This window comes from Sphingomonas phyllosphaerae, from assembly GCA_036946405.1.
GTDB lineage: Bacteria > Pseudomonadota > Alphaproteobacteria > Sphingomonadales > Sphingomonadaceae > Sphingomonas > Sphingomonas phyllosphaerae_D.
In genome coordinates this window covers 3,409,925-3,423,747 of sequence record JAQIJC010000001.1, presented here as the reverse complement: position 1 = coordinate 3,423,747, position 13,823 = coordinate 3,409,925, and the positions used below count along the sequence as shown (strand labels likewise).

Annotated in this window: 13 protein-coding genes; 7 read left to right on the top strand and 6 right to left on the bottom strand. The window is 67.0% G+C overall.

The genetic code is table 11. From position 1 onward, the window contains the following. Window positions 1-136: 136 nt before the first annotated feature. From pgl to PGN12_15925, 5 genes are all read right to left on the bottom strand, one after another. Window positions 137-841 (bottom strand): 6-phosphogluconolactonase, encoded by a 705-nt coding sequence (gene pgl, locus PGN12_15945; protein ID MEH3105379.1) that lies wholly within the window; start codon window positions 839-841, stop codon window positions 137-139. Window positions 842-986: 145 nt separating this feature from the next. Further along, window positions 987-2,450: a glucose-6-phosphate dehydrogenase gene (gene zwf / locus PGN12_15940; GenBank protein ID MEH3105378.1), complete on the bottom strand. Its 1,464-nt coding sequence runs from the start codon at window positions 2,448-2,450 to the stop codon at window positions 987-989. A gap of 14 nt (window positions 2,451-2,464) precedes the next feature. After that, window positions 2,465-3,394 carry an N-acetyl-gamma-glutamyl-phosphate reductase gene (gene argC / locus PGN12_15935; protein MEH3105377.1) on the bottom strand — a complete coding sequence of 310 codons (930 nt, stop codon included), beginning with the start codon at window positions 3,392-3,394 and terminating at the stop codon, window positions 2,465-2,467. Next, window positions 3,391-3,714, bottom strand: coding sequence for an SH3 domain-containing protein (locus tag PGN12_15930; protein ID MEH3105376.1), 324 nt, complete (start codon window positions 3,712-3,714; stop codon window positions 3,391-3,393). Before PGN12_15930 ends, argC begins: the two co-directional genes overlap by 4 nt. Next, complete coding sequence (locus tag PGN12_15925) at window positions 3,698-4,042, bottom strand: MarR family transcriptional regulator (GenBank protein ID MEH3105375.1); 345 nt, start codon at window positions 4,040-4,042, stop codon at window positions 3,698-3,700. Before PGN12_15925 ends, PGN12_15930 begins: the two co-directional genes overlap by 17 nt. Before the next feature lie 265 nt (window positions 4,043-4,307). On the opposite strand from PGN12_15925, the gene secG reads away from it, so the two are divergent. The 3 genes from secG to PGN12_15910 all read left to right on the top strand — a co-directional run bounded on the left by secG (window position 4,308) and on the right by PGN12_15910 (window position 7,465). Beyond that, window positions 4,308-4,682, top strand: coding sequence for a preprotein translocase subunit SecG (secG, locus tag PGN12_15920; GenBank protein MEH3105374.1), 375 nt, complete (start codon window positions 4,308-4,310; stop codon window positions 4,680-4,682). 84 nt (window positions 4,683-4,766) lie between these two features. After that, window positions 4,767-6,404, top strand: coding sequence for a CTP synthase (locus PGN12_15915; GenBank protein MEH3105373.1), 1,638 nt, complete (start codon window positions 4,767-4,769; stop codon window positions 6,402-6,404). Between the two features lie 71 nt (window positions 6,405-6,475). Further along, window positions 6,476-7,465, top strand: a complete 990-nt coding sequence (locus PGN12_15910; GenBank protein MEH3105372.1) for an SGNH/GDSL hydrolase family protein — start codon at window positions 6,476-6,478, stop codon at window positions 7,463-7,465. Window positions 7,466-7,581: 116 nt separating this feature from the next. Here the strand turns inward: PGN12_15910 and PGN12_15905 are convergent, their stop codons facing one another. Then, on the bottom strand, window positions 7,582-8,049 hold the full coding sequence (locus tag PGN12_15905; GenBank protein MEH3105371.1) for an Hsp20 family protein: 468 nt from the start codon (window positions 8,047-8,049) through the stop codon (window positions 7,582-7,584). 203 nt (window positions 8,050-8,252) lie between these two features. On the opposite strand from PGN12_15905, the gene PGN12_15900 reads away from it, so the two are divergent. The 4 genes from PGN12_15900 to PGN12_15885 all read left to right on the top strand — a co-directional run bounded on the left by PGN12_15900 (window position 8,253) and on the right by PGN12_15885 (window position 13,791). Continuing rightward, window positions 8,253-10,664: a TonB-dependent receptor gene (locus PGN12_15900; GenBank protein ID MEH3105370.1), complete on the top strand. Its 2,412-nt coding sequence runs from the start codon at window positions 8,253-8,255 to the stop codon at window positions 10,662-10,664. A gap of 556 nt (window positions 10,665-11,220) precedes the next feature. Then, on the top strand, window positions 11,221-12,471 hold the full coding sequence (locus tag PGN12_15895) for a lipoprotein-releasing ABC transporter permease subunit (GenBank protein MEH3105369.1): 1,251 nt from the start codon (window positions 11,221-11,223) through the stop codon (window positions 12,469-12,471). Next, window positions 12,464-13,201 (top strand): ABC transporter ATP-binding protein, encoded by a 738-nt coding sequence (locus PGN12_15890; protein MEH3105368.1) that lies wholly within the window; start codon window positions 12,464-12,466, stop codon window positions 13,199-13,201. Before PGN12_15895 ends, PGN12_15890 begins: the two co-directional genes overlap by 8 nt. Continuing rightward, window positions 13,198-13,791 carry a GNAT family protein gene (locus PGN12_15885; protein MEH3105367.1) on the top strand — a complete coding sequence of 198 codons (594 nt, stop codon included), beginning with the start codon at window positions 13,198-13,200 and terminating at the stop codon, window positions 13,789-13,791. Before PGN12_15890 ends, PGN12_15885 begins: the two co-directional genes overlap by 4 nt. The last annotated feature ends 32 nt before the right edge of the window (window positions 13,792-13,823 follow it).

The following is a 13,823-nucleotide window of genomic DNA, read 5'->3' as shown; positions in this document are numbered from 1 at the left end:
CATGCTGACGCCTCTCGATGGCTTTCCTTGAAGCCCCTCCCCTTCAGGGGAGGGGTTGGGGTGGGGCCTGTCCTTGGAACGCCAGACGCCAGAGAGTCCCCCACCCCCGGTCCCTCCCCTGAAGGGGAGGGGAGAATCACGCCGCCCAGTGGATGTCGACGGGCAGCTCGGCGTCGGCCAGCACGCGGCCGATCGGATAGGGCGAGCCGGCGCCCTCCTTGATCGCGTCCTCGATCACCTTGCGCTTGGCGTCGCCGGTCACCGCGATCATCAGCGCGCGGGCGGTGACGATCCCCTGCCGGGTCAGTGTGACCCGCGCGACCGGCGCCTCGGGCGGCAGCGGATCGGGCATCACGCCGATCGCGCGGCGTTCTTTCGGGCCGTTGAGCGCCTCGTCATAATCGGGGCCGGGGAAGATCGACGCGGTATGCCCGTCGCCGCCGACGCCGAGCAGGCACAGGTCGAGCGGCCAGTGCAGGTCCTGCATCAGCGCATCGGCCGATCGGCCCGCCGCCTTGTAATCGTCGGTCGCCTTGGGGACGATCGGCATCACGCGCGCACCGCGCGGGATGAAGATCTTGCCGAGCGCGGTGACGTTCGACAGCGCATCGCCCAGCGGCACGATCCGCTCGTCGCCGGGGATGATCGTCACGCGCTTCCAGTCGAGCTTGGCCTTCGCCAGCTTTTCATAGGCGGGCAGGGGGGTCTTGCCGCCCGAAAGCGCGATCACCGCCGAGCCGCGCGCGTCGATCGCGCTTTCGATGACGAACTGGATGTCGCCCGCGACCGCATCGGCCAGCTCGGCGGCGTCGTCATATTCCCACCATTCGATTTCGGTCATCTTTGATCCTCTTCTCCCTCTCCCCGTCGGGGAGAGGGCCGGGGTGAGGGGCAGTGAGGCTCGGGCCCGTGCCTCACTGCCCCTCACCTTTCCGCCGCCTGCGGCGGCTCCCTCCCTCTCCCCGTTGGGGAGAGGGACACAACAATCAATCGTCCTGCCAGGTCACATTGTCGCGCTCGGTCAACGCGATCGCGCCGGCTGGGCCCCAGGTGCCCGCGGAATAATGTTTCGGCTTGGTCTGGTTGGCGGCCCAGCCGGCGCGGATCGCGTCGATCCAGCGCCATTGCGCCTCCACCTCGTCGCGGCGCACGAACAGCGTCTGGTCGCCCTCGATCAGGTCGAGCAGCAGGCGCTCGTACGCGATCCGGCGGCGCTTGCCCGCGAATTCGGCGTCGAGACTGAGGTTGAGCGGCACCTCGCGCAGCTTCAGCCCGTCGCGGTCCAGCCCCGGCTCCTTGGTCATCACCAGCAACTGGATATATTCCTCCGGCTGGAGGCGAATGATGAGCGTGTTCGGCTGCAGCACCCCGCCGCGTCCCGAGAACATCGAATGCGGCACCGGCTTGAACTGGATCGCGATCTCGCTGCGGCGCTTCGCCATCCGCTTGCCGGTGCGCAGGTAGAAGGGCACGCCCTGCCAGCGCCAATTGTCGATATGCGCCTTGATCGCGACGAACGTCTCGACGTCGCTGTCATAGCCCAGCTCGGCGTCATAGCCCTTGACGACCTTGCCGCCGACCGCACCCTCTTCATACTGGCCGGTGACGGTGTTCTGCGGAACCTGCTCGGGCGTCAGGCGGCGCATCGAGCGGAACACCTTCGCCTTTTCGTCGCGGATCGCGGTGCCGTCGTACAGGGCGGGCGGTTCCATCGCGATCAGCGCGACCAGTTGCAGCATGTGATTGGCGACCATGTCGCGCAACGCACCCGCACCCTCGTAATAGCCGGCGCGGTCCTCGAGCCCGACCGTCTCGGCGATCGTGATCTGGACGTTGTCGATCCCCTGCGCGTTCCAGATCGGCTCGAACATCGAATTGCCGAAGCGCAGCGCGAGGATGTTCTGCACCGTCTCCTTGCCGAGATAATGGTCGATGCGGAAGATGCGCTCCTCGGGGAAGACCGCCGCAACGGTGTCGTTGATCTCGCGGCTCGATTCGAGATCGTAGCCGAGCGGCTTCTCCAGCCCGATCCGCACCGTCTCGCCGGCCAGCCCGACGCTCTGCAAGCCCTTCACCGCCGGCTCGAACAGCGACGGCGCGGTCGACAGGTAGATCGCCAGCCCGCCCGAGACGTCGCCGATCTTGTCCGCCAGCGCCTGGAAGGTCGTCGGGTCGGACAGGTCGACCGGCTGGAAGAAGATCCGCGCGAGGAACGACGACAGCGCGCTCTCGTCCTTGCGGTCGGCGGGCAGAAATTCGTCGAGCGCCTTGCGCGTCGCGTCGCGGAACTGGTCGTCGGTGAGGTCGCCGCGCGCCGAGCCGGTGATCGTCAGCCCCTCCGGCAGCAGCCCGTCGGCGTGCAGGCCGTACAGCGACGGCAACAGCATTCGCTTGGCGAGATCGCCCGTCGCACCGAACAACAGCAGCTTGCCGACCGGGTTGCGCTCCAACTCGCGTCTCCTTCTTACAGCGTCAGGCCGGCAACGGGATCGAGCCCGGCCATGATGTTCAGATTCTGCACCGCCGCGCCCGCCGCGCCCTTGCCGAGATTGTCGAGCGTCGCGATCAGCAGCGCCTGCCCCGAAGCCTCGTTCCCGGTGACACGCAGCGTCATGCGGTCGGTATTGGCGTCGTCCTCGATCCGCACCATTGTCGTCGCCTCGTGCGCGAAGCGGACGACGCGATTGCCGTCATACGCGCTCGCCAGCACCTCGGCGACGTCGGTCAACGTCGCGCGACGCGACAGCTGCGCGAGATGCAGCGGCACCTGCACCACCATCCCGCGGTACGCACGCGCCACCGCCGGCTGGAAGATCGGTGCGTGAGTCAGCCCGGCGTGGCGGCGCATTTCCGGCGCATGTTTGTGGTTCAGGCCCAGCGCATAGGCGCGATAGGCGGTGCTGGTTTCACCGCCCTCGAACTCGGCGATCATCGCCTTGCCGCCGCCCGAATAGCCCGAGGTGGCGTTGACGCTGAGCAACGCATCGGCCCCGATCAGCCCGGCGCGCACCAACGGGCGGACGAGCGCGAGGAAGCCGGTCGGGTAGCAGCCGGGGTTGCTGACGAAGCGTGCGCCCGCGATCCGTTCGGCCTGGTCGGGCTCCAGCTCCGCGAAGCCATAGGTCCAGCGGTCGGCGGTGCGATGCGCGGTCGAAGCGTCGACGGTTCGGGTGCGATCGTTGGCGATCATCGCCACCGCCTCGCGCGCGGCATCGTCGGGCAGGCACAGCACGACATAATCGGCGTCGTTGATCGCCTCGCGCCGCGCCGCCTCGTCCTTACGGCGCGTCTCGTCGAGCGTGACGAGCGTGATGTCGCGCCGCGACTCCAGCCGCTCGCGGATCTCGAGCCCGGTGGTGCCGACCGCACCGTCGATGAAGACCTTGATCGTCATTGCGGCTGCACCGCGTCAGCGTCGAGATACCCGACCGTCCCATGATCCACGGCAATCCCCCAGGCGACCCCGCCGGTCAGGTCGAGCAGGTCGAACGCCGCGCCCGCCGGAAGCGTGGCGAGCGGTGCGGCGGCACGGTCGCGCGCGTCGCGCAGCACCGCCTCGCGCAGCAGCGTGCGGCGCAGCGGGGCGGCATAATGTGGGGCGAAGACGCGGTCGGCGAGGCGCACGTCGGCGATATCGGGACGCACCGCATGGGTGCGCGGATCGAGCACGCGCGACCGGCCGGTGAGCGCGAATCCGTTACGCCCGGGCCGCATCCCCGGTGCCGTGGGCGCGGACGGCGGCAGGGGCGGCGTCCCCTTCGCCGATGAACTGGCCGAACTCTTCAAGAAAATCTGCCCCTTCGGTCGTGCGGGCGACGAAGATATTGCGTTTGTCGCTGTCGTCGCGTTGGCGGCGCAGATAGCCCAGCGCACCCAAGCGATTCAAGGCGCGCGTCACGACCGGCTTCGACACGTTCAAAATGCGCGCCAACCCCCGCACCGTATGCGGGCCCGGCCGCAGGTAGACCACCAGCAGGAGCGCCATCTGGCGGTTGGTGAGGTCGGGCTCGCCCGACCGCACGTAATCGACCAGCGCATTCATCCACGAACTCAGTTCGGGTTGAGCCAATGTTGCCACGTCCTCGTCCCGCATCGAAAGAAACCCGGATCATCCCGGACTTGTCGGCGGATTAACGCCCGCTTTCACGGCTGGTTTCAGCTATGTCACGAATTTGGCACGCGGCTTGTCCGGGGCTGGCGGGCGGCGCGGTTGATCCTGGCGCGCTGCTCCCCTATGTGGCGCGTGATCCGGGGCCGCCACGCGGCGGACCACCGGCTGTTTCTCGCTTCGGAATCGCGCCCAGCCCATGTTCACCTTCCTGATCGTCCTCCAGGCCATTATCGCGGCGGCGCTCGTCACCGTGATCCTGATGCAGCGGTCGGAAGGCGGCGGCCTGACCTCGTCGGGCAGCCCGTCGGGGCTGATGTCGGCGCGCGGTGCGGCCGATTTCCTGACGCGCGCCACCTCGGTGCTCGCCGGGCTGTTCATCCTGATGAGCATCGTGCTGGCGTTCCTCGCGGCAAGCCGCGGCGCGGTGTCGGTCGACACCTCGCTGAATCGCCGTGCGCCGGCGGCGCAGACGCAGGCCCAGCCGCCGGTCGCAGCGCAGCCTGCCCCGGCGACCGCCGACAATGCGGTCGCCCCGGCGCCGGCCGACAACGGCGTGCCGCTGGCCCGCTGATCGCGACAATATCGTCGTTTCGTCGCGCGCGGGCTTCCCGCGCGCTTGCCCTTTTGCGCATTTGAAGGTTAGGGGTTGCGTCCCATGGCGCGGTACATTTTCATCACCGGCGGCGTGGTTTCCTCGCTCGGCAAGGGTCTCATGGCGGCGAGCCTCGCGGCATTGCTGCAGGCACGCGGCTATCGCGTCCGCATCCGCAAGTTCGATCCGTATCTCAACGTCGATCCGGGCACGATGAGCCCGTATCAGCACGGCGAGGTGTACGTCACCGACGACGGCGCAGAAACCGATCTCGACCTTGGCCATTACGAGCGCTTCACCGGCGTTTCGGCGCGCCAGTCGGATAACGTCACGAGCGGGCGCATCTACAAGACGATCATTGAGCGGGAGCGGCGCGGCGACTATCTCGGCGCGACGGTGCAGGTGATCCCGCACGTCACCGACGCGATCAAGGCGTTCGCACGCGCGGAAACGGATGATCTGGATTTCGTGCTGTGCGAGATCGGCGGCACGGTCGGCGATATCGAGTCGCTGCCGTTCATCGAGGCGATCCGCCAGCTCAAGAACGAGGTCGGGCGCGGCAATGCGATCAGCATCCACGTCACGCTGGTGCCGTACATCGCCGCGGCCGGCGAGCTGAAGACCAAGCCGACCCAGCATTCGGTGCGCGAGATCGCGGCGCTGGGCGTGCAGCCGGACGTGATCGTCTGCCGCTGCGAACAGCCGCTGCCCGAGTCGGAGCGCGCCAAGATCGCTTTGTTCTGCAACGTCCCCGAAAGCGCGGTCATCCCCGCGCTTGACGCCAAGAGCATCTATGCGGTGCCGCTCCAGTACCATGGCGAGGGGCTCGATTCGGAGGTGCTGCGCGCCTTCGGCATCACTCCGTCGTCGGCGCCCGACCTCAGCCGCTGGGAAGAGATCGTCGAGCGGCTGATGCACCCTGAGGGCGAGGTGACGGTCGGCGTTGTCGGCAAATATGTCGGCCTGCAGGACGCGTACAAGTCGCTCAACGAGGCGCTGGTGCACGGCGGGATCGCCAACCGCGTCAAGGTCAACATCCGCTGGATCGACGCCGAACTGTTCGAAGGCGACGACGATGGCGAGATCGCCGCGCACCTCGAGCCGTGCCACGCGATCCTCGTTCCCGGCGCGTTCGGGTCGCGCGGGGCGGAGGGCAAGATCGCCTCGGTCCGCTTCGCGCGCGAGCATAACGTGCCCTATTTCGGGATTTGCTTCGGGATGCAGATGGCGTGCGTCGAGGGCGCGCGCGATCTCGCCGGGATCGCCGGCGCCTCGTCGACCGAATTCGGGCCGACGCCGGAGCCGGTCGTCGGGCTCATCACCGAATGGATGAGCGAGCGCGGGCTGGAGAAGCGCGCCGAGAACGGCGATCTCGGCGGCACGATGCGGCTCGGTGCCTATCCGGCGTCGCTGGCCGGGAACAGCGTCGTCGGCTCGATCTATGGCAGCGATTCGATCAGCGAGCGCCACCGCCACCGTTACGAGGTCAATACCTCGTACCGTGAGGCACTGGAGAAGGGCGGGCTGGTGTTCTCCGGCATGTCGCCCGACGGCACGCTGCCCGAGATTGTCGAGCGCCCCGACCATCCGTGGTTCGTCGGCGTGCAATTCCACCCGGAGCTGAAGAGCAAGCCGTTCGAGCCGCACCCGCTGTTCGCCAGCTTCATCGCCGCCGCGGTCAAACAGAGCCGGCTGGTATAAGATTGATCGTCATTGCCTGTCGCTTACGTCCACGTTAACCTCTCGTTTACAAAGATAAATGGGAGGATGGCATGATCGGACGGGTGGCGACGCTGCTGTGCGCGGCGGCGATGACGATAGCGGTTCCGGCGGCAGCGCAGACGACCCCGCCGCCCTTTTCATCGCTCACCGTCTTCGGGGACAGCCTCGTCGACGCCGGCAACATCCGCGCGCTGCGGCTCGGTGCCGATCCGGCGCAGGGCTATGTCGCCGGGCGCTTCACCAACGGGCTCGACTATACCGACCTGTTGAGCCTCGCGATGTACGGGACGCCGACCGTGGCCTCGCTCAACGGCGGCAGCAATTACGCCTTCGGTGGTGCGCGCGCGACCAGCACGACGCCCGTGTATGACGCGCTGGAGCAGGTCGCGCTTTACGATCTGGCGGTGAAGAGCGGAAAGGCCGTCGATCCCAACGGGCTTTACGTCCTGAACTTCGGCGGCAACGACGTGTTCGCCGCGGTCGAGGGCGCCAGCGCCGGCGTCACCGATCCGGATGCCTTCCTGCGCGAGGCGGCGAACAACTATGTCGCGGCGGTCGCGGCGCTCAACAAACTCGGCGCGCGCAACATCCTGCTGACCGGCTTCCCGGTCGCGACCGAAGGCGCGCCGCTGGCGCTCTCGATCAAGGCGGAAGGATATCTGACGGATGCGCTCGACGCCTTCAAGCCGGCGGCCGGCACGCGGCTGATGCGCTACAGCTATCTCGACTTCTTCCAGCGCGTGCAGACCAATCCGGCCGCCTTCGACCTGCCCGTGCCGCTGATCCTGCCCGCGGCGGGGCAGCCCGGGACGACCTGCCGGGGCGCCAACGCCTTCCCGGCTTGCACCGGCTATTTCTCGTTCGACGGCGTCCATCCGACCACCGCGATCCATCGCGCGCTGTATAATGACATCAACAGCAAATTCGGTTTCGGGCTGGCGGCGGTTCCGGAGCCGACGACCTGGGCGATGCTGATCCTCGGCTTCGCGACGATCGGCGCGGCGCTGCGTCGCGACCGCCGGCGGCGGGTGGCGGCCTGACCGCGGCAGGACCGACTCCGAGCGGCGCTAGCCTGTAAAAGGAAAGGCGCCCGAGCCTTGCGGCCCGGACGCCCCCACCGGCGTCTCGAAAGGGAGCAAAGAGACGCCGATTCCGATCAGGCGGCCTGTGCTTCGTCGGCCGCCTTGTTCTCGACCGCGGTCAGCGGCGCGCCGGTCTTGATCGCGATGCTCTTCGGCTTCATCGCCTCGGGCACTTCCCGGACCAGATCGACCACCAGCAGACCGTCGTTCAATCGTGCATCCTCCACGAACACGAAGTCGGCGAGTTCGAACCGCCGCTCGAAGCTGCGGTTCGCGATGCCGAGATGGAGGAACTGATTGTTGTCCGCCTTGTCGTCCTTCTTGCCGGTGACCAGCAACAGGTTCTGCTGCGCGACGATCTCGATCTCGTCACGGCTGAACCCGGCCACGGCCAGCGTGATGCGATAACGGTCGTCCGCTACGCGCTCCAGGTTGAACGGCGGGTAATTCTCCGCAGCACTCCGTGCATTGGCCTCGATGAGGTCGAACAGCCGATCGAAACCGATCGTGGAGCGGCGATAGGGGGTCAGGTCGAAACGCATCGTCAAATCCTCCAGTGAGCTATTTGAAAGCGGCGCCCGCCTGTGCGCGGCGCCTGTTTCGTGCGGCCCGGTGTCCGGCACCGCACGATCATGAATTTGGGGCCGATGCGAAGCGTTTCAAGGGGTCGACAAACCCCTAGTTTGTTGATGGGATATGGGAGGTGCGGCAAAGAGTCGGTTCGAAGACCAAAAGGGGTATCTGAATGTCCGTCACGCTCGCTCTGCTACTGGCCGCCCAGGCGACGGCGCCGCAGCAACCGCCCGCACCGGTCGTCGTCGGGGAGCGCGAGACGGTGCCGACCACGCCGGGTGATCCGGACCGGACCGAGGAGCAGGTGCAACGCAGCTCTGCCGCGGCCGACGTGGTCGTCACCGCGCGGCGGCGCGCCGAGTCGGCGCAGAACGTGCCGATCCCGATTTCGGTGGTCGGGGTGAAGGAACTGGATGCGACCGGCAGCTTCAACGTCCAGCGGCTCCAGCAACTCCAGCCGACGCTGCAATTCTATTCGACCAACCCGCGCAATTCCTCGGTCAACATCCGCGGGCTCGGCGCGCCGCTCGGGCTCACCAACGACGGGATCGAGCAGGGTGTCGGCATCTATATCGACCAGGTCTATCTCAGCCGCGTCGCGGCGGCGACGCTGGATTTCCTCGACGTGCAACAGATCGAGACGCTGCGCGGACCGCAGGGAACGCTGTACGGCAAGAATACCGTCGCGGGCGCGATCAACATCACCAGCAAGGCGCCGAGCTTCACGTTGCAGGGCCGCGCCGAGGTGTCGGTCGGCAATCTGGAGTTCAAGCAGGCCAAGGCTTCGATTTCTGGCCCGCTGACCGACAAGGTCGCGATCCGGCTCGGCGTGTCGACCACCGACCGGCGCGGGACGATCTACAATGTCGCGAGCAATCAATACGTCAATGCACAGGACAATCTCGGCCTCCGCACCGCGATCCTGTGGAAGGCGACCGACGATCTCGATCTGACGCTGTCGGGCGATTATTCGCGCCAGAACCCGAATTGCTGCGCACAGATTTTCGTGCGCGTCGGCAAGACCCAGCGTTCTCCCGATCGCCAGTTCGATCAGCTTGCCGCCGCGCAGGGCTATGCGCCGCCGAGCCGCAACCCGTTCGACCGGCTGACCGATCTCGACGCCAAGCTCAGCGCGCGCAATGAATTGGGCGGGCTGTCGCTGCGCGGCGAGCAGCGGCTGGGCGAGGGGACTTTGACCTCGATCACCGCCTATCGTTTCTGGGACTGGCTCCCCGCCAACGATCGTGACTTTACCGGGCTGCCGATCACGACGCTGTCGCAGAATCCGACCCGGCAAGAGCAATATACGCAGGAGTTCCGCTACGCCGGCAAGGCGGAGCATTTCGATTACGTGCTGGGGTTGTTCGGTTTCTATCAGACGATCCACACCACCGGCACGCAGCGGCAGGGGCCGGCGGCGAGCCGCTGGCTCATCAACCCGTCGAGCGCACTATCGCGCGATCCGTCGGTGCTTAACGGTCTGACTGCCGCGAACGACATCCGGCTCAATAACTTCTCCGGCGCGATCTTCGGCAAGGTCAACTGGAACCTGACTGACGCCTTCACGCTCTCGCCGGGCGTGCGGCTCAACTACGACGACAAGACCGGCAGCTATGTCAGCGTCGTGCGCGACGGGCAGGGCAATCTGGTTCCCGCCACCGGCGGCACCGCGCGTCAGGCGGCACAGCGCGATGCGATCCAGCCGCAGGAATTCCGCGACCAGACGTTCCGCGAATGGAACGTCTCCTACGACCTCACCGCATCGTACAAGCCGTCGCGCGACGTGCTGCTGTACGGTACCTACGCGCACAGCTTCAAATCGGGCGGGCTCAATCTGAACGGCGTGCCGGTCGTCGGCGGCGTGGTGCAGACGCAGCTGGCGCAGGTCGCGCCGGAAAAGGTCGACCATTTCGAGATCGGTGCCAAGTCGCAATTCTGGGATCGCAAGATCACGCTGAACGTCACCGGCTTCTGGACGGAGATCAGCGACTATCAGGCGGTGGTCAACAACAGCTCGACCTCGACGCTGCGCGGCTATCTCGCCAACGCCGGCAAGGTGCGGGTGCGCGGTGTCGAAGCCGACTTCTCGGTGCGGCCGAACGACCGTTTCAACCTCTACACGAACGGCGCCTTCACCGATCACAAATACGTCGACTTCAAGAACGCGCCGTGCCCGCCGGAATTGTCGGGCGGCACCAACAGCCCGGTCGCGTGCGACATTTCGGGTCAGTGGTTGCCGGGCATCTCGAAGTTCGCGGTGTCCTATGGCGGCGAGTATAATCTGCCCGGGACGGTGTTCGGCAAATCGGGGGAAGCGTATGTCGGCGTCGACGCCAATTCGCGGACCAAATTTTCGTCCAATGCTTCGCGATCGATCTACACTGACGTGAATGGCTATACGCTGGTGAATGCGCGGCTCGGCTTCCGGACCGACAGCGGAGTCAACGTGTTCGGCTGGGTACGCAACCTGTTCGACACCGAATATTATGAGGTGCTCGCGACGACGCCGGGGAATACCGGGCTGATCGCGGGCAACGTCGGCGATCCGCGGACCTACGGTCTGACGGTCGGGTTCGGGTTCTGATCGTCATTGCGAGCGGAGCGAAGCAATCCAGGGCGTCCTGGTCTGGCGCTGGATTGCTTCGCCACGCTCGCAATGACGTGGGGAAGGTTGTCACCCCGGCGAAGGCCGGGGCCCAGTTGGGATAGCTTTCCCGCATCAACCCCCAACGCCAGCCAAAGGCCGCCGGCAAAGCCGCCGCTGACGTCGGACGGGATCGGCCAAGGCCGACCCGCCGGCCGGTTCGGTCGCCGCTTTGCGACGCCCGGTGCTGGCACCGGGCTGCGACCGAACGGCAAACGCCCGGGCCGTTATCCACGACCCGGGCGCCTGCGTGACGATCGCTCGTCAGCCCCCTATCCAGCCCTAAGCCCGCACGCTTTTCCCGAAGGATCAGCGGGGCTTGATGGCGTTCCCCGAACCACGGCCTTTGCCTGTGTGCCAGTGCCCGCAGGTATGCGGCGCGGCTTGTTCGCTGTCGATACAAATGAACGGCGGCAAAACCGATTGCGGCGACTATGTGACGATTCCGCAACAGCCCCCATTGCGCAACCTCGGGCGGCTCCCTATCGAAACGGCCATGTTGCTGTCGCGCTATGAGAGCATGATCGCGCGGCGGTATCTGCTGCCGGGCAAGGGTGAACGCTTCATCGTACTGGTGGCGGGCTTCTCGCTCGGCGCGGTGATGCTCGGAGTCGCCGCGCTGGTGATCGTGATGAGCGTCATGAACGGCTTCCGTGCCGAGCTGTTCGACAAGATCGTGGGGCTGAACGGCCATGCCGTGGTGCAGGGCTATAACAATCGGCTCGACAATTGGCAGCGCGTCGTCGAACTCGCCAGGGCGACGCCGGGCGTGACCAGCGCGGTGCCGATGATCGAGCAGCCGCTGTTCGCGACCTACAACGGCCGTGCCGAGGCGATCCTGCTCCGCGGAATGCGGCCGGAGGACATCCGCACCAACGCCACGATCCGCACCAAGATCGTCGCGGGCAGCCTCGCGACGCTGACCCCGAACAGCGGCAATGTCGCGATCGGGGCGCGCCTCGCCGAGCAGCTGGGCGCGACGATCGGCTCCGATATCACCGTCATCAGCCCGCTCGGCCGCTCGACGCCGTTCGGCACGATGCCGCGCAGCGTCAGCTACCGGGTCGGCGCGATCTTCGAGGTCGGAGTCTACGATTACGACAAGGCGTATGTCGTCATGCCGTTGCAGGATGCGCAGACCCTGCTGCTGACCGGCGACACGGTCGGCATGATCGAGTTGCAGACCACCCATGCCGACAAGGTCGGCGAGATCCTCGCCCCGCTCGCGAAACAGGTGCAGCCGTACGGCGTCGTCAGCGACTGGCGGCGGCTCAATTCGGAGCTGTTCGACGCTTTGGCGGTCGAGCGCGTCGCGATGTTCGTGGTGCTGTGCATCATCATCCTCGTCGCCGCGTTCAACATCGCCAGCTCGCTCATCATGCTTGTGCGCGCCAAGACGCGCGACATCGCGATCCTGCGCACGATGGGCGCGAGCCGCGGCGCGATGCTGCGGATCTTCATGACGGTCGGCACGACGATCGGCGTGCTCGGCACCTTCGCCGGGCTCGCGCTCGGCGCGATATTCCTGTTCTTCCGCCAGTCGGTGGTCAATTTCGTCCAGCTGGTCACCGGGCAGAACCTGTGGGACCCGTCGATCCGTTATCTCACCGAATTGCCGTCGAAGGTCGATCCGGTCGAGGTGACCGCGATCGTCATCATCACCTTGCTGATGACCTTCCTCGCCACCGTCTATCCGGCGCTCAAGGCCGCCAATACCGATCCGGTCGAGGTGCTGCGTTATGAGTGATGCAAGCGAAGAGGCGCACGGCCGGCGCGGCTTTGCCGCGTCCGACGGCGTCCCCGCGGTTCTCCAGACCACCGGCCTCGCGCGCAGCTTCACGCAGGGGGAGACGACGATCCACGTCCTGCGCGGCGTCGATCTCGCGGTCCGCCCCGGCGAGATCGTCGCGCTGCTCGGTCCGTCCGGGTCGGGCAAGTCGACCCTGTTGCAGGCGGTCGGGCTGCTCGAAGGCGGCTTCTCCGGCTCGATCCGCATCGCCGGCACCGAAGCCGCCAGGCTCGACGCCGCCGGGCGCACCGCGCTCCGCCGCGACCGGCTCGGCTTCGTGTACCAGTTCCACCACCTGCTGCCCGACTTCAACGCGATCGAGAATGTCGTGCTGCCGCAGCTGATCCACGGCGCGGACCGGGCGGCAGCCGAGGAGCGCGCGGCCACGCTGCTCACCGCGCTCGGCGTCGGGCACCGGCTCACGCATCGTCCCTCCGCACTGTCGGGGGGCGAGCAGCAGCGCGTCGCGGTCGCACGCGCGCTCGCCAACCGCCCGGCGCTGGTGCTGGCCGACGAGCCGACCGGCAATCTCGACGAAGCCACCGCCGATCGCGTGCTGGCCGAGTTCCTGCGGCTGGTACGCGAGGAGGGCTCCGCCGCCTTGGTGGCGACGCATAACGAACGGCTGGCGGCGCGGATGGACCGCGTCGTCCGGCTCCACGAGGGGCAGCTGGAGATCGCGGGATGAGCGACGCGGTGTGGCAGACCGTACCGACGCTGGTCGGACGCCATGTCACGCTGCGCCCGCTCGATCGCGCCGATCGCGCCGCGCTGCTGACGGCGTTCAGCGGGCTGACGCAGGTCTTCGCGACGGCCGTCCCCGGTCCCGCGACGATCGACACCTGGTTCGACACGCTGGAGGCGCAGCAGGTGGCGGGCCGCGCGCTGCCCTTCACCCTGCTCGCCGCCGACGGGCAGATCGCCGGCGCGACGCGACTGCTGCGGATGAACCTTGGCCATGACCGTGTCGAGATCGGCGGCACGCTCTACGCACGCCGCGTACAGCGTACCGCACTGAGCACCGAGATGAAGCGGCTGCTGCTCGGCCATGCCTTCGACCGGCTCGGCTGTCAGTGCGTGCAGGTGCGCGCCAATTGGCGCAATCCGGATTCGCGCGCGGCGATCGAGCGGCTGGGCGCGCGCAAGGACGGCGTGCTGCGCTGGCATACCGTCAGCGGGACGGGGGAGGTTCGCGACACCGTCGTCTATTCGATCCTCTCGCACGAATGGCCGCAGGTCCGAAGCAATCTCGACCATATGCTGGAGCGCACACGATGACCGTGATCGCCCGACTGACGAAATGCGTCGCG

Excerpts from the sequence above, each read along its gene's own strand:
- pgl (MEH3105379.1), bottom strand. The coding sequence starts at position 841 with ATGACCGAAATCGAATGGTGGGAATATGACGACGCCGCCGAGCTGGCC.
- argC (MEH3105377.1), bottom strand. The coding sequence starts at position 3,394 with ATGACGATCAAGGTCTTCATCGACGGTGCGGTCGGCACCACCGGGCTC.
- PGN12_15930 (MEH3105376.1), bottom strand. The coding sequence starts at position 3,714 with ATGCGGCCCGGGCGTAACGGATTCGCGCTCACCGGCCGGTCGCGCGTG.
- PGN12_15925 (MEH3105375.1), bottom strand. The coding sequence starts at position 4,042 with ATGAATGCGCTGGTCGATTACGTGCGGTCGGGCGAGCCCGACCTCACC.
- secG (MEH3105374.1), top strand. The coding sequence starts at position 4,308 with ATGTTCACCTTCCTGATCGTCCTCCAGGCCATTATCGCGGCGGCGCTC.
- PGN12_15915 (MEH3105373.1), top strand. The coding sequence starts at position 4,767 with ATGGCGCGGTACATTTTCATCACCGGCGGCGTGGTTTCCTCGCTCGGC.
- PGN12_15910 (MEH3105372.1), top strand. The coding sequence starts at position 6,476 with ATGATCGGACGGGTGGCGACGCTGCTGTGCGCGGCGGCGATGACGATA.
- PGN12_15905 (MEH3105371.1), bottom strand. The coding sequence starts at position 8,049 with ATGCGTTTCGACCTGACCCCCTATCGCCGCTCCACGATCGGTTTCGAT.
- PGN12_15900 (MEH3105370.1), top strand. The coding sequence starts at position 8,253 with ATGTCCGTCACGCTCGCTCTGCTACTGGCCGCCCAGGCGACGGCGCCG.
- PGN12_15895 (MEH3105369.1), top strand. The coding sequence starts at position 11,221 with ATGTTGCTGTCGCGCTATGAGAGCATGATCGCGCGGCGGTATCTGCTG.
- PGN12_15890 (MEH3105368.1), top strand. The coding sequence starts at position 12,464 with ATGAGTGATGCAAGCGAAGAGGCGCACGGCCGGCGCGGCTTTGCCGCG.
- PGN12_15885 (MEH3105367.1), top strand. The coding sequence starts at position 13,198 with ATGAGCGACGCGGTGTGGCAGACCGTACCGACGCTGGTCGGACGCCAT.